At 55.8% G+C, this 19,281-nt stretch carries 20 protein-coding genes and 1 rRNA gene; 7 read left to right on the top strand and 14 right to left on the bottom strand.

Translation table 11 applies throughout. The annotated features are described in order from the left end of the window. The 11 genes from B6S09_RS17750 to B6S09_RS17700 form a co-directional block, all read right to left on the bottom strand. The coding region (locus tag B6S09_RS17750) for a GTP-binding protein (protein WP_211281093.1) at nt 1-376 on the bottom strand (376 nt) is incomplete at its 3' end. 62 nt (nt 377-438) lie between these two features. Then, the gene (gene fusA, locus B6S09_RS17745; protein WP_094279817.1) at nt 439-2,538 is read right to left on the bottom strand and encodes an elongation factor G; all 2,100 of its coding nucleotides are present in this window, start codon (nt 2,536-2,538) and stop codon (nt 439-441) included. A gap of 75 nt (nt 2,539-2,613) precedes the next feature. Next, complete coding sequence (gene rpsG / locus B6S09_RS17740; protein ID WP_019935973.1) at nt 2,614-3,084, bottom strand: 30S ribosomal protein S7; 471 nt, start codon at nt 3,082-3,084, stop codon at nt 2,614-2,616. Nucleotides 3,085-3,167: 83 nt separating this feature from the next. Beyond that, nucleotides 3,168-3,542 (bottom strand): 30S ribosomal protein S12, encoded by a 375-nt coding sequence (gene rpsL, locus B6S09_RS17735; protein ID WP_019935972.1) that lies wholly within the window; start codon nt 3,540-3,542, stop codon nt 3,168-3,170. Between the two features lie 110 nt (nt 3,543-3,652). Then, complete coding sequence (gene tusB, locus B6S09_RS17730) at nt 3,653-3,937, bottom strand: sulfurtransferase complex subunit TusB (RefSeq protein ID WP_094279816.1); 285 nt, start codon at nt 3,935-3,937, stop codon at nt 3,653-3,655. Nucleotides 3,938-3,943: 6 nt separating this feature from the next. After that, on the bottom strand, nt 3,944-4,300 hold the full coding sequence (gene tusC, locus B6S09_RS17725) for a sulfurtransferase complex subunit TusC (protein WP_094279815.1): 357 nt from the start codon (nt 4,298-4,300) through the stop codon (nt 3,944-3,946). Continuing rightward, complete coding sequence (gene tusD / locus B6S09_RS17720; RefSeq protein ID WP_094279814.1) at nt 4,300-4,701, bottom strand: sulfurtransferase complex subunit TusD; 402 nt, start codon at nt 4,699-4,701, stop codon at nt 4,300-4,302. Before tusD ends, tusC begins: the two co-directional genes overlap by 1 nt. A gap of 51 nt (nt 4,702-4,752) precedes the next feature. Continuing rightward, nucleotides 4,753-5,136, bottom strand: a complete 384-nt coding sequence (locus tag B6S09_RS17715; RefSeq protein WP_094279813.1) for a RidA family protein — start codon at nt 5,134-5,136, stop codon at nt 4,753-4,755. Further along, nucleotides 5,133-5,831, bottom strand: coding sequence for a helix-turn-helix transcriptional regulator (locus B6S09_RS17710; protein WP_243832912.1), 699 nt, complete (start codon nt 5,829-5,831; stop codon nt 5,133-5,135). The genes B6S09_RS17715 and B6S09_RS17710 overlap by 4 nt, the downstream gene beginning before the upstream one ends. 192 nt (nt 5,832-6,023) lie before the next feature. Continuing rightward, on the bottom strand, nt 6,024-6,518 hold the full coding sequence (gene ilvN, locus B6S09_RS17705; RefSeq protein WP_094279811.1) for an acetolactate synthase small subunit: 495 nt from the start codon (nt 6,516-6,518) through the stop codon (nt 6,024-6,026). Continuing rightward, a complete protein-coding gene (locus B6S09_RS17700) occupies nt 6,518-8,236 on the bottom strand; it encodes an acetolactate synthase 3 large subunit (RefSeq protein ID WP_094279810.1) in 1,719 nt (572 codons plus the stop codon). Before B6S09_RS17700 ends, ilvN begins: the two co-directional genes overlap by 1 nt. Before the next feature lie 710 nt (nt 8,237-8,946). On the opposite strand from B6S09_RS17700, the gene leuA reads away from it, so the two are divergent. From leuA to leuD, 4 genes are read left to right on the top strand one after another with little or no spacing between them, the layout of a single operon-like run. Continuing rightward, nucleotides 8,947-10,512, top strand: a complete 1,566-nt coding sequence (leuA, locus tag B6S09_RS17690) for a 2-isopropylmalate synthase (protein WP_094279808.1) — start codon at nt 8,947-8,949, stop codon at nt 10,510-10,512. A 2-nt stretch (nt 10,513-10,514) separates the two neighbouring features. Continuing rightward, nucleotides 10,515-11,615: a 3-isopropylmalate dehydrogenase gene (leuB, locus tag B6S09_RS17685; protein WP_094279807.1), complete on the top strand. Its 1,101-nt coding sequence runs from the start codon at nt 10,515-10,517 to the stop codon at nt 11,613-11,615. Further along, complete coding sequence (leuC, locus tag B6S09_RS17680; protein WP_094279806.1) at nt 11,615-13,012, top strand: 3-isopropylmalate dehydratase large subunit; 1,398 nt, start codon at nt 11,615-11,617, stop codon at nt 13,010-13,012. The genes leuB and leuC overlap by 1 nt, the downstream gene beginning before the upstream one ends. A gap of 11 nt (nt 13,013-13,023) precedes the next feature. Continuing rightward, nucleotides 13,024-13,623, top strand: coding sequence for a 3-isopropylmalate dehydratase small subunit (gene leuD, locus B6S09_RS17675; RefSeq protein ID WP_094279805.1), 600 nt, complete (start codon nt 13,024-13,026; stop codon nt 13,621-13,623). 58 nt (nt 13,624-13,681) lie between these two features. Here the strand turns inward: leuD and B6S09_RS17670 are convergent, their stop codons facing one another. After that, on the bottom strand, nt 13,682-13,972 hold the full coding sequence (locus tag B6S09_RS17670) for a PilZ domain-containing protein (RefSeq protein ID WP_094279804.1): 291 nt from the start codon (nt 13,970-13,972) through the stop codon (nt 13,682-13,684). A 137-nt stretch (nt 13,973-14,109) separates the two neighbouring features. Here B6S09_RS17670 and thiB point away from each other — a divergent pair, with 137 nt between their 5' ends. From thiB to thiQ, 3 genes are read left to right on the top strand one after another with little or no spacing between them, the layout of a single operon-like run. Further along, complete coding sequence (thiB, locus tag B6S09_RS17665) at nt 14,110-15,081, top strand: thiamine ABC transporter substrate binding subunit (protein WP_208321801.1); 972 nt, start codon at nt 14,110-14,112, stop codon at nt 15,079-15,081. Beyond that, nucleotides 15,081-16,679, top strand: coding sequence for a thiamine/thiamine pyrophosphate ABC transporter permease (gene thiP, locus B6S09_RS17660; protein ID WP_094279802.1), 1,599 nt, complete (start codon nt 15,081-15,083; stop codon nt 16,677-16,679). The genes thiB and thiP overlap by 1 nt, the downstream gene beginning before the upstream one ends. Next, nucleotides 16,663-17,373, top strand: coding sequence for a thiamine ABC transporter ATP-binding protein (gene thiQ, locus B6S09_RS17655; RefSeq protein WP_094279801.1), 711 nt, complete (start codon nt 16,663-16,665; stop codon nt 17,371-17,373). Before thiP ends, thiQ begins: the two co-directional genes overlap by 17 nt. 18 nt (nt 17,374-17,391) lie before the next feature. Here thiQ and B6S09_RS17650 read toward each other — a convergent pair whose 3' ends face one another. Then, nucleotides 17,392-18,771, bottom strand: a complete 1,380-nt coding sequence (locus tag B6S09_RS17650; RefSeq protein ID WP_094279800.1) for a PhoH family protein — start codon at nt 18,769-18,771, stop codon at nt 17,392-17,394. Nucleotides 18,772-19,162: 391 nt separating this feature from the next. Continuing rightward, nucleotides 19,163-19,277 (bottom strand): 5S ribosomal RNA (gene rrf, locus B6S09_RS17645). Nucleotides 19,278-19,281 lie beyond the last annotated feature (4 nt).

Genomic DNA, 19,281 nt, shown 5'->3' with positions numbered 1-19,281 from the left:
CCTGGCGGGCCAGCAGGATGTGCTCACGGGTTTGCGGCATGGGGCCGTCGGTGGCAGCTACTACCAGGATCGCGCCGTCCATCTGGGCAGCACCGGTGATCATGTTTTTCACGTAGTCAGCGTGACCAGGGCAGTCAACGTGAGCGTAGTGACGGGTTTCAGTGTCGTACTCAACGTGAGAAGCGGCGATGGTGATACCACGGGCCTTTTCTTCCGGAGCGTTATCGATCTGATCGTAACCGCGGGCAGAGCCACCCATTTTCTTGGCCAGAACAGTGGTGATGGCGGCGGTCAGAGTGGTTTTACCGTGGTCAACGTGGCCGATGGTACCAACGTTAACGTGCGGTTTCGTACGTTCAAATTTTTCTTTAGACACGGACTAGTCCTTCCTGATTTGCTCCCGCCCGGCTGGGGCGGGAAGATTTAACAAAGATTAAATTAACCTCGGCGTACAGCAATCACTGCCTCGGCCATGTTCGCAGGCACTTCGGCGTACTTGGCAAACTCCATGGAGTAGGAAGCACGCCCCTGAGTCTGAGAACGCAGGTCGGTAGCGTAACCGAACATTTCGGACAGCGGAACCAGGGCATTCACAATCTTGCCGGTGACACCGTCTTCCATGCCTTCGATGATACCACGGCGACGGTTCACATCACCGATGACATCACCCATATACTCTTCCGGCGTTTCCACTTCCACCTTCATCAGCGGCTCCAGCAAAACAGGGTTACATTTCATGAAACCCTCTTTAAACGCCATGGAACCGGCGATTTTAAAGGCCATTTCAGAAGAGTCAACATCATGGAAAGAGCCGTCATACAGGGTGACCTTAAAGTCTTCGATGGGATAACCCGCCAGTACGCCCTGCTTCATCTGCTCCTGAATACCTTTGTCAACGGCAGGAATGTATTCCTTCGGAATCACACCGCCTACAATGGCATTTTCAAAAGTATATCCGGCACCTTCTTCCTGCGGCTCGATCTTGATCCAGACATGACCAAACTGACCGCGACCACCGGACTGGCGCACGAACTTGCCTTCCTGCTCCACGGAGCCACGGATCGTTTCCCGATACGAGACCTGAGGCTTGCCCACATTGGCTTCTACCTTGAACTCGCGTTTCATGCGATCCACGATAATGTCCAGATGCAGTTCACCCATGCCGGCAATAATGGTCTGACCGGATTCTTCGTCCGTCCACACACGGAAGGAAGGATCTTCCTGAGCCAGACGGCCCAGTGCCAGGCCCATTTTTTCCTGATCGGCCTTGGTCCGCGGTTCAACCGCGACCGAGATCACCGGCTCGGGAAATTCCATACGTTCCAGAATGATGGGCGCATCCGGGGCACACAGGGTGTCACCGGTGGTTACATCTTTCAGGCCGATGGCAGCGGCAATGTCGCCGGCACAAACGGATTTGATTTCATCCCGCTTGTTGGCATGCATCTGCACAATACGACCGATGCGTTCGCGCTTGCCCTTGACCGCGTTCAGCACCGTATCGCCGGTGTTAACCACACCTGAGTAGGCGCGGAAAAAGGTCAGGTTGCCCACAAAAGGATCGGTGGCGATCTTAAAGGCCAGCGCCGCAAAAGGCGCAGCATCGTCGGCGGTACGGGTATCAGGCGTTTCACCGTCTTCCTTTACGCCTGTGATGGCAGGCACTTCCACCGGTGACGGCAGATATTCCACCACCACGTCGAGCATGGCCTGTACACCCTTGTTCTTGAACGCGGATCCACAGGTTACCAGGATGATTTCGTTGTTGAGCACACGACTGCGCAGGCCGGCTTTGATTTCGGCCTCAGTCAGCTCACCTTCTTCCAGGTATTTTTCCATCAGCTCTTCACTGGCTTCGGCAGCGGCTTCTACCAGGTTCTGGTGCCACTCTTCGGCCAGTTCCTGCATATCTGCAGGAATATCGTGGTATTCAAAGGTGGTGCCATTATCACCCTCGTTCCAGTCAATGCCTTTCATCTTGACCAGATCGACCACCCCTTTGAAGCCTTCTTCGGCGCCAATGGGCAGCTGAACCGGTACAGCTTCGCCTTTCAGACGGGTTTTGATCTGTTCGACCACCCGCAAAAAGTTGGCACCGGTACGGTCCATCTTGTTGACGAAGGCAATACGGGGAACATGGTATTTATTGGCCTGACGCCACACCGTTTCGGACTGCGGCTGAACACCACCCACGGCGCAATACACCATAACGGCACCGTCGAGCACCCGCATGGACCGCTCGACCTCAATGGTGAAGTCTACGTGTCCGGGGGTGTCGATGATATTGATACGGTGCTGGGGATACTGGTGATCCATGCCGTCCCAGAAACAGGTCGTTGCTGCGGACGTAATGGTGATACCACGCTCCTGCTCCTGCTCCATCCAGTCCATGGTCGCGGCACCCTCATGGGTTTCGCCGATCTTATGGTTTACACCGGTATAAAACAGGATACGCTCGGTAGTGGTGGTTTTGCCGGCGTCAATATGAGCACTGATACCGATATTACGGTAGCGCTCAATCGGGGTTGTACGAGCCACAATAAGATCCTCTTGCCAAGGTCGATTGTCCTTAGTGAGCAACAAAGGGCGCGGCAGCTGCCGCGCCCGCTCTCATTACCAGCGGTAGTGAGCGAAGGCCTTGTTGGCTTCGGCCATGCGGTGAACGTCTTCACGTTTCTTCACAGCAGAACCTTTGTTTTCAGAGGCATCCATCAGCTCACCAGCCAGACGCTGGGCCATGGATTTTTCACCACGCTTACGCGCAGCTTCTACCAGCCAGCGCATGGCCAGCGCGTTGCGACGCACAGGGCGTACTTCAACAGGCACCTGATAGGTAGAACCACCTACCCGGCGGGATTTAACTTCAACAGTAGGACGAACATTGTCCAGGGCTTCTTCGAACAGCGCCAGATGATCTTTGCTAGTCTTGGCGGCAACGATGTCCAGAGCACCGTAAACAATCTTTTCAGAGGTAGATTTTTTACCGTCTACCATTACTACGTTAACGAATTTTGCCAGCAGCTCGGATCCGAACTTGGGATCCGGCAGAATTTTACGCTGGCCGATTACGCGACGTCTTGGCATTGCTAACTCTCCGTAGCTTCAGGATTAACCCAAAACAAAACAGGTTAAAAAATAAATGTTTGGCCTTACTTAACGGAGAACCATTAAGCCTTGGGCTTCTTGGCACCGTACTTGGAACGGGCCTGACGACGTGCAGCAACACCAGAGGTGTCCAGCGCGCCGCGAACGGTGTGATAGCGCACACCGGGAAGGTCTTTAACACGACCACCGCGGATCAGAACAACGGAGTGCTCCTGCAGGTTGTGGCCTTCACCACCGATGTAGGAGTTCACTTCGAAACCGTTGGTCAGACGAACACGACATACTTTACGCAGTGCGGAGTTCGGCTTCTTCGGAGTGGTGGTGTATACGCGGGTACAAACACCGCGCTTTTGCGGGCAGGCTTCCAGCGCAGGCACGTTGCTCTTAGCAACGATTGCTTTACGCGGCTTGCGAACCAGCTGGTTAATAGTTGCCATTAACAGCTCCTGATAATGTCGTTCTACAGTTGAAAAAATCCATCCCCAAATGCGGGGACGCAAAATTCTATTCCTGACCAGCGGGCAAGTCAAGATTTATACAGTCCGGATCACCAGGCAGTGGGGCTGCCCTGCTCAATAACCAGTTTGACCATCCCCGCCATGGTCAGTGGCTCCCCCACACCAGCCACCAGGCCACGGGCATCCAGGTCCTCCTGCATCACATACAGGCAACCGTCACTGGCAAGCTGTTGCAACCGGGCCTGCCATGCCGGCAGAGTGGCCGCAATCACGGCATCTTGCCATAACACCAACTGATCTCCGGGCTGCAGGTAACGCAGCGCCTGCTCCAGGCTTTGATCACTGAAAGGTGAATATTTCACAGTATGCAGCATAATTCCTCAGAAGGTCAGCCGGACGGGATGCTCGGCCAGCAAGCCGCCAAGCTCGTCGGTATTACAGGCCTGCGCCGCAATACACAGGTCGCTCAGGCTCAGCCCCCGTTCTGCCAGAGAGTCTGCGCACACGTAGATTTGTTCTATCTCGTACAGCTCCAGCATGCCGAAGGTAGGAGCATAGTCCCGGCAATGAATGGCCGCCGGGGTCTGGCCCGTTTTAAGCTGATAGACACCGTCCCCAATAAAAAACACCGCCAGCTCTTCACTCAAGGCTGAGGCGGCCAGCACGGCATCCAGTCCTTCCCGCCCGGTGGCGCTGCCATGAGGCGAGGTACGAAATACGAAAGCGACCTTGTTCATCAGAATTGCACCATCCGATCGGCGGTTAATGCGGCCTGCGCCAGCGCACCCAGGCCGCTCATTCGAAAGGGCGGCACCACATTGCCCACTCCCAGCCCGGCCTCGGCGGCACCGGTGTCATCACACAGCCCGCGACGCAACGCCGCCGCCACACACAGGTCCAGGGTCAGATCATGGCGCTCGGCCAGCTCAACCCAGGCCCGGTACAGATCAAACTCATCATTGGCCGGCTGTACCAGCCGGTTACCGTTATGCACCCCTTCCTGATAAAAAAACACGCTGTCGATGGCATGCCCCTGGGCCAGCACGGCGCAGGCAAAGCGCCAGGCATCGGTAGCCGCTTGAGAGCCATAACAGGGACCGGTTACCAGCAGGGCAAAACGAAGGGGAGTGTTATTCATGAAAGCATCCGCATATAGCAAAAGAGCGGCCGGAGCCGCTCTTGAAGTGGTTTATTCAGCCAGGGCGATGGCTTCCACTTCTACCAGCACATCCTTGGGCAGACGGGCCACTTCCACACAGGAGCGGGCCGGGGCACCGGCGGCGAAGTAGCTGGCATACACTTCGTTAAAGGCCAGGAAGTTGTTCATGTCGGACAGGAAACAGGTGGTTTTGATCACACTGGAAGCATCGGCACCGGCTTCGGCCAGCACTGCCATCAGATTGTCCATCACCTGCTTGGTCTGGGCCTCAATGCCGCCTTCCACCACGTCCATGGTAGCCGGATCCAGCGGGATCTGGCCGGAAGTGTAGACCATGTTACCCACACGGGCAGCCTGAATGTACGGGCCAATAGCTGCGGGGGCTTGTTCGGTGGCGATTACGGTTTTAGTCATGGGTTCTCCTGGTTATTGGATGATGAGACTTCTTCTTCATCATCGCGCTTTTTCTGTCTGATGTAGAGATAGACAGTGTGTTTGGATATGTTAAGTTTTTCCGACACCATGGCAATGGCATCCTTGATATCGAAAATGCCTTTTTCAAACAGGGTGGTGACAATTTGTTTGTTCTTGGCGTTGTTGGCTACGTAAGGATCGGCATTGATGGTCTCAATAGTGCGTTCTACCGTCAGGGTCACCAGCTCCTCAACATTGTTACTGAAGTTTTCTGCCGAAGCTTGCGGACGTTCGGTTTCCGGCGGCAGCAAATCCGCCATCAGTTCATGCAGTGGTACACTCAGATCCAGATGGACACACAGCACGCCGGCGGTGTCACCGGCAGTATCATGCAGCAGTTGCAGCAAGCTGCGTACCGGCGAACTCAGATGCTGATAAGTCAGGCACAAGCGCTCCTTGCCACTGCTCAGCAATTCGGCCAGCAACTGCTGCTCGGTGTCGGTCATGGGTGCCCCGGGCTGACGATTGCCTCCGGCAACCTGCACCGCCACCCCTTCGGGCTGGTGCAGACTGTAAACCACCACTTCGCAATGGCGGCCATACAGTGCCGCCAGACCGCTTGCCAGCTGAGTATAAAATGCCGGTAGCCCCTGGTCCGGCCTGGTAGACGGCGTATTTGTAACTGTTGTGTTCAATACTTGAGTCGTCCCTTGTCGGGCCGTCCCGGTCTCCATTGGCATTACCGGCTCCCACCCCTTATCTCTGCTACTGATTTTCAATCGCTGGTAATGAATGTCAACTTTTTTTGAGACGAAGCGTGAAACCAGAAGCCCACTCACAAAAAAACCGCCCGGTGGGCGGCTTTAAAATAGTCAGTAGCGGGCCGCTCAGGCGCGCAGGGCTTTTTCACCCCGGGACACGCCGCATACACCACTGCGCACCACTTCCACTACCTCAGTTGTTTCGCTCATATTGCGAATAAAGGCGTCGAGCTTATCGCTGGTGCCGACCAGCTGCACGGTGTAGAGATGAGGCGTGACATCCACGATCTGGCCACGGAAGATATCAGCAGTACGCTTCACTTCATCACGGTTACTGCCATCGGCACGCACCTTGACCAGCACGATTTCCCGCTCGATATGATCCCCGTCGGTCAGATCGCTGACCTTCAGCACGTCCACCAGCTTGTTCAGTTGCTTGGTGATCTGTTCAATCACCCGCTCATCACCGTTGGTCACTATGGTCATGCGTGACAGGGTAGGATCCTCGGTAGGTGCCACGGTCAGAGTTTCAATGTTATAGGCCCGCTGGGAAAACAATCCAACTACCCGGCTCAGGGCACCGGATTCGTTTTCCAGTAACAGGGAAATAATACGCCGCATCAGGTTCGCTCCGTTTTGCTCAACCACATTTCATCCATGGCTCCGGTTTTGATTTGCATGGGGTAAACATGCTCTTCCGGATCGATCTGAATATCCATGAATACCAGCCTGTCGGTAAGGGAGAAACACTTCTCCAGGGCCGCATCCAGCTCGGCCGGATCGGTCACCTTCATCCCCACGTGACCGTAGGACTCGGCCAGCTTGACGAAATCAGGCAGCGAGTCCATGTAAGAATGGCTCTGGCGACCCTCATAGAACATCTTCTGCCACTGCTTCACCATGCCCAGCGCATTGTTGTTCATGGAAATGATCTTGACCGGTATGTTGTATTGCATACAGGTGGACAATTCCTGAATGTTCATCTGTATGGAGCCGTCGCCGGTCACACACACCGACACCGCATCAGGGCAGCCCAGCTTGGCCCCCATGGCAGCAGGCAGACCGAACCCCATGGTGCCCAGACCGCCGGAGTTGATCCACTGGCGCGGCTTGTCATAAGGGTAATACAACGCGGCAAACATCTGGTGCTGCCCCACATCGGAGCTGACGATGGCTTTGCCCTCGGTAATGCGGTATACCGCCTCCATCACCTGCTGGGGCTTGATGAACTTATCGCTTTTCTCATAGCTCAGGCACTTGCGGTCACGCCACTGCTCAATCTGCACCCACCAGTCGTCCATCGCCTGCAAATCGGGCTGCAGGCCCAGCTCACGAATGGTTTCCAGCATCTGAGCCAGCACGGTATCGGCCGAGCCCACAATGGGAATATGCGCCGGAATGGTCTTGGAAATGGAGGTCGGATCCACATCGACATGTACGATGGTGGCATGAGGACAGAACTTGGCCACATTGTTGGTCACCCGGTCGTCGAAGCGGGCACCAATAGCCAGGATCAGATCCGAGTTGTGCATGGTTTTATTGGCTTCATAAGTGCCATGCATACCCAGCATACCGATAAACTGCTTGTGAGTACCGGGCATAACCCCCAGGCCCATCAAGGTGTTGGTGACCGGCAGATTGAACTGCTCAGCCAGTTGCACCACCAGGCTGCTGGCATCGGCGGTAACAGCTCCGCCTCCCACATACATCACCGGGCGCTTGGCAGCGGCCAGCGCCTTCATGGCCTTTTTAATCTGTCCCTTGTGGCCCACACCCGTGGGATTGTAGGAACGCATGTCCACCGACTCAGGGTAAACATAGGGATGCTTTTCTTTCGGATTCTGAATGTCCTTGGGCAGGTCTACCACCACCGGGCCGGGACGTCCTGACGCCGCAATGTAATAGGCTTTTTTTATGGCCAGCGGAATATCGGACGCCTTCTTGCACAAAAAGCTGTGTTTTACGATAGGACGGGAAATGCCGATCATGTCGGTTTCCTGGAAGGCATCGTCACCAATATAGTGAGTTGGTACCTGACCAGACAACACCACCATGGGAATGGAATCCATGTAGGCGGTGGCAATACCGGTAATGCAGTTGGTCGCTCCCGGCCCAGAGGTCACCAGTACGGTACCCACTTTTCCGGTAGCCCGGGAATAACCATCGGCCATGTGCACGGCACCCTGCTCGTGGCGCACCAGCACATGCTCTATTTTGCTGTTTTCAAACAAGGCATCATAGATGTCCAGTACCGAGCCGCCGGGATAACCGAACAGGTAATCAATTCCCTGGTCCTCCAGCGCTCGCACAACCATTTCTGCGCCTGATAACATCTCCATGGTAAAGCCCTCCAGGCTCTGCTCCGTTCACTTTGCTTCCCTTGCATAAGGCAGGCATGCCGGTACGTTTACATACCGCCAAAGGAAAGTTTTTATATTTATAAAACAATAACTTACATCAGCCAAGCTGAAGATAAGCGGGAAAAAGATGAAAATTCACCTTAACCTGCTTTAAATCCGTTGTCCACGGGGGGTTCACAAATCTGCTGGCTTCGCCTGAAACAGCCTGCCGTCGGATGTTTTTATACAAAAGCACCAGCCAGGCTGACTTGCTGGTACCAGTGTTTAAACCCTGACCGAAAAGACCGGAAAAGCAGATGTCCGCAATAACAAAACAACAGCACAACATTTCAAATGGATTACGAAATATTATTTTAATGAAATATAAATAAAGCAGTATAAAAAACCAATTCACAGCCATTTACCCCGTCTGACAAAGAGCAGATGACGCCCTGCTCGAGAATAACGAAGTTGACAGCACCCTTGTTAATCGTTATCTGTATAGCGTTGTTAACGGATTCTTTCCTGATGTGAGTGACCATGAAAACACAAATTCAGCTACTACGACTAACCAACAAGGTGCTTTAGCGCACGGGGTCAGGCGTAGCTGTAATTTATCACTCACACAGTTTCACACTTTAAAACCCGTGCCGTCCGCACGGGTTTTTTCATTTTGCCTCGGGCGGCACGAATACACAGAGGGAAGCGACATGTCGAACCAAGTCATCATATTCGATACCACCTTGCGGGACGGTGAACAGGCGCTTTCTGCCAGCCTGACCGTCAAGGAAAAACTGCAGATCGCCCAGGCTCTGGAACGGCTCGGTGTGGACGTAATGGAAGTGGGCTTTCCCATCTCATCGCCCGGCGATTTTGAATCGGTACAGACTATTGCCCGCCACATCAAAAACAGCCGGGTCTGTGCCCTGTCCCGTGCGCTCAAGGCCGATATCGACGCTGCCGGCGAGGCCCTGCGGGTAGCAGATCAGTTCCGTATTCATACCTTTATTTCCACCTCCGACATTCATGTCCAAAGCAAGCTGCGCAAGGATTTCGATTCGGTCGTGGAAATGAGCGTGGCGGCAGTCAAGCATGCCCGGAGCTATACCGACGATGTGGAATTCTCCTGCGAAGACGCCGGGCGCACTCCCATCGATAACCTGTGCCGCATGGTGGAAGCCGTGATCAAGGCCGGAGCCCGTACCGTGAATATTCCCGATACCGTGGGCTATACCGTCCCCAGCGAGTTCGGCGGCATTATTCAGACCCTGTTCGAGCGGGTGCCCAATATTCACGAGGCGGTAATTTCCGTGCACTGTCACGACGACCTTGGCATGTCGGTGGCTAACTCTATCGCTGCCATACAGCAGGGCGCGCGCCAGATCGAATGTACTATCAACGGCATCGGCGAACGCGCCGGTAACTGCTCATTGGAAGAAGTGGCCATGGTGATGAAGACCCGGGGCGAAATGCTCGGGGTACACACCAACATTAAAAGCCAGGAAATCTACCGGACCAGCCAGCTGGTGCGTAACCTGTGCAACATGCCGGTGCAGCCCAACAAGGCCATCGTAGGTGCCAACGCCTTTGCCCACTCCTCCGGTATTCACCAGGACGGCGTGCTCAAAAACAAGAACACTTACGAGATCATCACCCCCGAAAGCATCGGCCTGCCCAAGAACCAGCTCAATCTGACTTCCCGCTCCGGTCGCCACGTGATCAAACACCGTATGGCCGAGATGGGTTACAGCGAGCAGGATTATGATCTCGATACCCTTTACGAGAGTTTTCTGGCACTGGCCGATCGCAAGGGCCAGGTATTCGACTACGATCTCGAAGCACTGGTGTTTTTCAGCCAGATCCATGAAGAACCCGAACAGTTCAAGCTCAAGTACCTGAGCGTGCAGTCCGGCAGCAATGTGATGTCTACCGCCAGCGTACGTATGGAAGTCGGTGGCGATATCGTTAACGAGGCCGCGGTCGGCAATGGTCCGGTAGACGCGGTGTACCAGTGCATCAATCGGGTCACCGGCTACGATATCCGCATCGACAAGTACGAATTGCAAAGCAAGGGGGAAGGTAAAGACGCCCTTGGCCAGGTGGACATTGTGGCAGAGTACAAGGGCCGTAAGTTTCATGGTATGGGCCTGGCCACCGACATCGTCGAGTCGTCAGCCCAAGCACTGGTGCACGTGATTAACTGCATTTACCGGGCTGAGCAGGTCGCGGAAAAGAAAGAAGAAATTCAGAAAAAAATACGTATGGAGACAGTGTGAACATGAGCGCAAGCTACAAGGTCGCGGTATTGCCGGGTGACGGCATTGGCCCGGAAGTGATGGCAGAAGCCATTCGCGTGCTGGACAAGGTGCAGGCCGAGTTTGGTCTGCAACTGGACTACAGCCATTATGATGTGGGCGGTATCGCCATCGACAACCACGGCTCTCCCCTGCCCGCTGCCACCCTGGCAGGCTGTGAAGCCGCCGATGCGGTGCTGTTCGGCTCAGTGGGCGGCCCCAAGTGGGAAAACCTGCCCCCTAACGAGCAGCCCGAGCGCGGCGCCCTGCTGCCCCTGCGCGGCCATTTCAAGCTGTTCTGCAACATGCGTCCGGCCAAGATCTACCAGGGGCTGGAAGGCTTCTCTCCGCTGCGCGCCGACATCAGCGCCCGGGGCTTTGACATTGTGTGTATGCGCGAGCTCACCGGTGGCATCTATTTCGGTCAGCCCAAGGGCCGTGAAGGTTCAGGCCCCGAGGAAAAGGCCTTTGATACCGAGGTGTATCACCGTTTTGAGATTGAGCGCATCGCCCGCCTGGCGTTCGAGGCCGCTCAGGGCCGTCGCGGCGTGGTCACCTCCGTCGACAAGGCCAACGTCCTGCAGGCTTCCATTCTGTGGCGCGAAGTGGTCACCGAGATCGCCAAGGATTACCCGGATGTGACCCTGAACCACATCTACATCGACAACGCCACCATGCAGCTGATCAAGGACCCGTCCCAGTTCGACGTGCTGCTGTGCTCCAACCTGTTCGGAGACATCGTTTCCGATGAAATGGCGATGATCACCGGTTCCATGGGTCTGCTGCCATCCGTCAGCCTGAACGACCAGGGTTTTGGCCTGTACGAGCCGGCCGGCGGCTCCGCCCCGGATATCGCCGGCAAGGGCATTGCCAACCCCATCGCCCAGATCCTGTCTGCCGCCCTGATGCTGCGTTACAGCTTCAAACAGGAAGAAGCGGCCCAGGCCATCGAGCGCGCCGTGGCCGAAACCCTGGCCGCCGGCTACTTCACCGGCGACCTGTACAGCGACCATGCCGAACATCCGGTGCAGTCTACCAGTCAGATGGGTGAGCAGATCGTGTCCCGCATCCGGAGAGAAAAGTAATGGCCAAGACCCTTTATCAGAAAGTTTTTGATGCCCACTTGGTACGCAATGAAGCCGGCGAAACCCCGCTGCTTTATATCGACCGCCACCTGGTACACGAAGTCACCTCGCCCCAGGCCTTTGACGGCCTGCGCGAAAAGGGCCGCAAGCTGCGCCGCCCCGACCGCACCTGGGCGACCATGGACCACAACGTGTCCACCGAGACCAACGACATCGCCGCTTCCGGTGAAATGGCCCGCATCCAGATGGAAACCCTGGCCAAAAACTGTGAAGAGTTCGGCGTGCCTCTGTACGACCTGCACCACAAGTACCAAGGGATCGTCCACGTCATCGGTCCCGAGCTGGGCCTGACCCTGCCGGGCACCACCATCGTCTGCGGCGACTCCCACACCGCCACCCACGGTGCCTTTGGCGCGCTGGCATTCGGCATCGGTACTTCCGAAGTAGAACACGTCATGGCCACTCAGACCCTGAAACAGGGCCGGGCCAAAACCATGAAGATCCAGGTCAACGGCGAGCTCAATCCGGGCATCAGCGCCAAGGACGTGGTGCTGGCGATCATCGGCCAGGTCGGCCACGCCGGCGGCACCGGTTATGTGGTGGAATTCTGCGGCAGCGCCATCGAGTCGCTGTCGATGGAAGCGCGCATGACCATCTGTAACATGGCCATTGAGCTGGGTGCCAAGGCCGGCCTGGTCGCTCCCGATCAGACCACCTTCGACTACCTCAAGGGTCGTCCCTTCGCGCCGGAAGGCGAGCAGTGGGAACAGGCCGTGGCCTACTGGAGCACCCTCAAATCCGACGAAGGTGCCGAGTTTGATGTCGTGGTCGAGCTCAACGGTGCCGACATTGCACCGCAGGTAACCTGGGGCACCAACCCGGGCCAGGTGATGCCGGTCAATGGCACCATTCCGGCGCCGGAAGACTTTGACGACGCCGTTGAGCGTCAGTCCGCAGCCAAGGCCCTGCAGTACATGGACATTCCCGCCGGTGGCAAGCTGACCGACGTACAAATCGACAAGGTGTTCATCGGCTCTTGTACCAACAGCCGTATAGAGGATCTGCGCGCTGCCGCCTCCATCGCCAAAGGCCGCCAGGTAGCCAGCGGCGTTCAGGCTTTGGTGGTGCCCGGTTCCCAGCAGGTGAAAGTTCAGGCCGAAGCCGAAGGCCTCGATAAAATTTTCATCGAAGCTGGCTTTGAATGGCGCCTGCCCGGTTGCTCCATGTGTCTGGCCATGAACAACGACCGGCTGCAGCCGGGCGAGCGTTGTGCCGCCACCAGCAACCGTAACTTTGAAGGCCGTCAGGGCCGTGGTGGCCGCACTCACCTGGTGAGCCCGGCCATGGCCGCCGCCGCCGCCGTGTTCGGTCACTTTGTCGACATTCGGGATCTGTAAGGGGAATAGTCATGAGCGGATTTAAGCAATTAACCGGTATCGCCGCCCCCCTGGACGCGGCCAACGTAGACACCGACCAGATCATCCCCAAGCAGTTTCTGCAAAAGGTGACCCGGTCCGGCTTTGGCAAGCATCTGTTTCACGACTGGCGCTTTCTGGATGACGCCGGCGAGCAGCCGAACCCCGAGTTCGTGCTGAACCAGGCCCCTTACAACGAGGCGGTAATCCTGCTGGCCCGGGAAAACTTCGGTTGTGGCTCCAGCCGTGAACACGCGCCTTGGGCCCTGGCCGACTTCGGTCTGCAGGCGGTGATCGCCCCCAGCTTCGCCGATATCTTTTACGGCAATGCCATCAACAACGGCATGGTGCCGGTGCGTCTCACCGACGAACAGGTCGAAAGCCTGTTCCAATATGTGGCCGCCAGTAAAGAAGCCGAGATCACCGTGGATCTGGAAGCCTGTGAAGTGCGGGCCGGCGAACATGCCTTCTCCTTCGAAATCGATGAGTTCCGCCGCTATTGTCTGCTTAACGGCCTCGACAATATCGGCCTGACCCTGCAACACGCAGATCAGATCGACGCCTATGAGGAAAAACAGCCGTCCTGGCTGTAACCTTCATACACCATATAAAACGCCGGCCTGTGCCGGCGTTTTTATTCATCCTCTCGTGTTAGTGCACATCTTCCAGATACAAGGCAACCAGATCACAGGTATCTTCCTGCTCCACCCTCAGCACCCTGGCCACGGCCATTAACGGCGGTACCTGCTCACTCGCTGACGGTAATACCAGTTGCCATTCCTGGCCCGGCTCACAGTACCCGCGATCGACACGCATCAATACACCTTCAGGGCTAAGGTTCACGCAGGTTCCCTGAATACGCTCACTGGTCGTGGCCAGGATTACGGTGGCATTCACTTGCATACGGCTGAACAGCCGCTGCTCCTTGTTGGCTGATAACATGAGCTCATCCTTTCATGGCTGGTTTCATGAGATAAATCTTTTTACAATGTCGGCCTTTCCTTTTTTGCTTCGAGCCGCCGGCACAAGCCGTTCCGCTAACAATCATTCAACCAGGGAGTGTCCCAGTGAAACAGACTCTGCTTGCCTTGCTGCTGACCGCCAGTGCACCGCTGGCGGCACAAACACCGACGCTGACCATCTATACCTATAGCTCATTTGCATCGGAGTGGGGGCCCGGGCCGGCGATTAAGAAAAGTTTTGAGGCCGACTGCCACTGCCACCTTGAGTGGGTGGCGCTGGATGACGGTGTGTCCATTCTTAACCGGCTGCGGCTGGAAGGGGACAACACCAAGGCCGATATTGTGCTGGGGCTCGATAATAATCTGCTGCAAACCGCACAGGACACCGGATTGATTGAAGCTCATGGTCTGACGCCCGAAAGTCTGACTCTGCCCGGCGACTGGAATAACCCCTATTTTCTGCCCTTTGATTACGGCTACTTTGCCTTTATTTACAATAGCGAGAAACTAAGCAACCCGCCCGCCAGTTTTGCCGAGCTGCTGGAGCGCCCAGAGCTGACCCTGCTGTATCAGGATCCGCGCACCAGCACACCGGGTCAGGGACTGCTGCTGTGGGTGCAGAAGCTTTATGGCGACCAGGCCCCGGAAGCCTGGAAAAACCTGGCAAAACGCACCGTTTCGGTCACCAAGGGCTGGAGCGAGGCCTACGGCATGTTTCTGAAAAATGAGGCCGACATGGTGCTGTCTTACACCACCTCTCCTGCCTACCATATCGAAGCAGAACAACAGCATCAGTACCGGGCTGCCGCGTTTGAAGAGGGCCATTACCTGCAGGTGGAAGTGGCCGGGAAAATCAAGGGCACAGACCAGCCCGAGCTGGCCGCCCGCTTTCTGCAATTTATGCTAAGCCCCGGCTTTCAGCAGCATATTGCCGGTGGCAACTGGATGTACCCGGTCATAGACAGCCCTCTGCCTGCCGGTTTTGATGAGTTGATCATTCCAGACAAGGCACTCAGTTTTTCCGCTGAAGAAGTGGCCGCTCAGCGTAAGCAATGGCTGCGCCAGTGGCTGAATGCAACAACCCGCTGATGTCGTTCCGCTTTTGGTGGCTGCCGGGCGCCTTCGGTGTTGCAGCCATTCTGTTACTGACTGCCGCCCCCATTACCGCCCTGCTGGTTCAGGGTGGCAGTAACGTTAGCCTGATTGTTGCCGACCCTTACCTGCGCCATGTTATCTGGTTCAGTTTTTATCAGGCGGCACTGTCTACCCTGCTCAGCCTGGGACTGGCCGTGCCAGTGGCCCAGGCGCTGTCGCGCAGGCGTTTTCCGTGTCGTGGGCTGTTACTGCGACTGTTTGGCCTGTCATTGGTCTTGCCGGTCATTCTGGTGGTGTTTGGCATGGTGGCCGTGCACGGTCGCCAGGGCTGGAGCAACACGCTGCTGCAATGGTTCGGGCTGGAGCCGGTCAGTTACCTCTATGGCCTGACCGGCATCTTGCTGGCCCATGTATTTTTCAATATGCCGCTGGCAGCTCGAATTCTGTTACAGAACATTGAAGCCATTCCCGCCAGTCAGTGGCGGCTGGCCAGCCAGCTTGGCTTTAACAGCCGTCAACTGTTTCGCTGGCTGATCTGGCCGGCTGTACGCAGCTCACTGCCGGGGCTGGCCAGCCTGATCTTTATGCTCTGTTTCACCAGTTTTGCTACCGTGATGGCCCTGGGCGGCGGCCCAAAATCAACCACCCTGGAAGTGGCCATCTATCAGGCCCTGCGTTATGACTTCGATTTGTCCCTGGCAGGTAGCCTGGCATTACTGCAGCTATTGCTCTGCAGTGTGTTTTTACTGCTGCAATACACCCTGAGCAAGCCACCGGAATACCGGGGTGATCGCCTGTCTGCCTGTCTGCGTCACGATGTCCCATGGTGGCGAACCCGTTTAACCGACGCGCTGGTGATGACAGTGGCGCTTGGCATCTTTCTGCCGCCATTAGTGGCCATCATGACTGCCGGTATGAATGCCCGGCTGTTAGCGGCACTGACCTCCATGCAGCTCTGGTCGGCTCTCGGCCAGTCCGTGACCATCGCTCTGAGTGCCGGCAGCCTGTCGGTATTGCTGACAGCGGCTTTGCTGCTCACCAGCCGGCACCTCAGAATACGCCGAGAGCAAAACCTGCCGGCCAGTCTGATCGAGTCTGCTGCCTCTGCCGTGCTGGTATTGCCTGCCGTGGTTCTGTCTACAGGCCTGTTTATTCTGCTGCGTGGCGTTACCGATGTGTTTGCGCTGGGTCCCTTACTGGTAGTGCTGGTCAATGCCTTGATGGCCATGCCCTATGGACTACGTACTCTGCAACATCCCATGGAGCAGGTATCCCGCCGCTACGACCGGCTCTGTGACAGCTTGGCTCTGCACAACCTGAACCGCCTGCGGCTGGTAGAATGGCCCGTATTACGGCGGCCTTTGGCCCTGACTCTGGCGCTGGCCATGATGCTGTCGCTGGGCGATCTCAGCGCTATCGCCTTGTTTGGCAGCCAGCAACTTCAGACCCTGCCCTGGTTGCTGTATCAGCAACTGGGGAATTACCAAATGACGGAAGCCGCTGCCACCGCCCTGGTGCTGCTGGTGCTGAACCTGACATTGTTTCTGTTCATTGAGCGGGTATTGGGAGGCAGAGATGCTCACACTGACTGATCTTACGGCAAGCTACCCGGAGCAGAGTCAGTGTTTCTCGCTGACCGCAGCACCAGGCACCATCACCGCCCTCATCGGCCCCAGTGGGGCCGGTAAATCCACGCTGCTGGCCATGATCGGTGGATTTGCCAGAGTGGAGGCCGGTGAGCTGCACCTGAACCGCCAGAACCTGCTGCCACTTACACCGGCTGAACGCCCCATTACCACCCTGTTTCAGGATAACAACCTGTTCTGGCACATGACCGTCTATCAGAATATTGCCATTGGCCTGAATACGACTCTGAAGCTGACACCGACCCAGCAGCAACGGGTGAGCGAGGTGGCTGATAAAGTCGGCCTGAGCGGCCTGCTGCAACGTAAGCCAGCCCAACTGTCTGGTGGGCAGCAGCAAAGAGTCGGACTGGCCCGCTGTCTGGTACGTAACCGCCCGGTATTGCTGCTGGACGAACCTTTTTCCGCACTGGATCCGGCACTGCGCTTTGAGTTGCTGCAATTACTGCGGGAACAGACCGACAAACTGGGACTCATTGTATTAATGGTCACCCATCACCCGGCTGAAGCCGCCGGCATTGCCGATCAGATCATCTATATACACAATGGCTGTATTTTTGAACAAGGTGACAACAGCCTGCTCCAGGCTCCGAAAAGCCGGGAGCTGAGTCATTATCTCGGAAGGGAGAACAACGGGGAGTAAGCCTCCCCGTTTTGCAGGTTACAGATTTTCTTCGGCAAAAGACGCCAGACGGCTGCGCATGACACCGTTAAGGTATATGTTGGCGCTGCCTTCAAAGTCCTTGAAGCGCTCCACAATGTAAGTCAGTCCGGAAGTTACCGGTGTCAGATAGTTGGAGTCAATCTGAGCTAGGTTGCCGGAGCACACCAGCTTGGTACCCTCCCCACAGCGGGTGATGATGGTCTTAAGCTGAGAAGCCGTCAGGTTCTGACACTCGTCCAGCAGTACAAAGGTATTCTGAATACTGCGGCCACGCATAAAGTTGACCGACTTAAACTGAATATTGGCCTTGCCCATAATGTAGCTGAGCGATCCGTCCATACACTCATCCTGCTTATGCAGTACTTCCAGTGTGTCGGTGATGGCCGCCAGCCAGGGCGCCATTTTTTCTTCTTCCGAACCGGGCAGAAAGCCGATGCTTTCGGCAATTTCCGGGGTGTTACGGGTGACGATCACCCGATCATAAATGCCCTTCTCGATGGTCATTTCCAATGCCGATGCCATGGCCAGCAGGGTTTTACCACAGCCTGCCGGACCAGTCAGGATCACCATTTCAATGTTGGGATCCAGCAAAGCATCAAGGGCCATCGCCTGATAGATATTTTTGGGATGAATACCCCAGGCCTTACGGCCCATCATCCGCTCACGCCCCAGATCCACAAAACGCAGCTGGCCATTTTCTTTATCCAGCACCCGGCCGGCGAAGTCTTCGGTATCGTCGATAAGATACTGGTTGATATGAGCACCCGGCAGCAGCTCTTCTGAAACGGTATGGATCACTTCACGACCGTAAGTTTCACTTTCACACTCACCTACCCGATCCCAGAAACTCTCTTCAATATGACAGAAGCCCTTGGACAGCAGACGAATGTCATCCACCAGCTGATCGGAACGATAATCCTCCACATGCTCAAGACCCGCTCCCTTGGCCTTGAGGCGCATATTGATATCTTTGGTGACCAGTACTGCCTTGCTACCCGCATGGTGCTTTTGCAGATAAAGCGCGGTATTGATAATACGGTTGTCAGCTTCATCATCGGTAAACACCGCATAGCCTTCCGGCAGGTGACGATCCGAGATAATGGCAATACGGCCGGAAGCGTCGTCATCCTTCAAGCCCAGAGGCACACCGGCAATAATCTGCTCCGGTGTCGCATCATGAAAAATACCTTCCAGGGTACGAATGGCAACACGTGCGTCCCGGCTGACATCTTTTTGCCGGTCCTTGATACGATCCAGCTCTTCCAGCACCGTCATGGGGATGACGACATCGTGTTCCTTGAAGGAATAAATAGATAGGGGTTCGTGCAACAGTACGTTGGTGTCAAGAATAAAGCGTTTGCGGTCGTAGCCGTCCATAGGCGTGCTCCCCGGGCCAGGCCCTTGTCATGGTCATGGTCCAGTTAAAGCATCGGACCATGACAGCTTTATTACGATCTAACGCTATGCCTTTTTTACATGAACAGCAAGCTCAAAAAACATGCAATCGGCACGATTGACGATAAATACAACACTTTTTCAGGCACGTTAAGGGAAGATGCGATCCAAAGCCTGTTATCCCAGAGTAATACCCATACGAAAAAAGCCCTTCACAGACGTGAAGGGCTTTTCGGATTAGGTGCCTGGCCCGCCTCGCCCTACTTTCACTGCAAAACAGTCGCTTCGCTGGGTTTACCTTTGCCATGTGCAAGATGCTGACCGCAGAAACAGAAAAAGCCCGACACGTATGTATCGGGCTTTTAAATTGGGTGCCTGGCAGTGACCTACTTTCACATGGCAGCTGCCACACTATCATCGGCGCGGTTGCGTTTCACTACTGAGTTCGGCATGGAGTCAGGTGGTTCCACAACGCTATGGCCGCCAGGCATA

The organism is Oceanimonas baumannii (assembly GCF_002245495.1).
GTDB classification, from domain to species: domain Bacteria; phylum Pseudomonadota; class Gammaproteobacteria; order Enterobacterales; family Aeromonadaceae; genus Oceanimonas; species Oceanimonas baumannii.
Note: the sequence above shows the minus strand (reverse complement) of the source record. Positions and strands in the feature narration are given on the sequence as shown.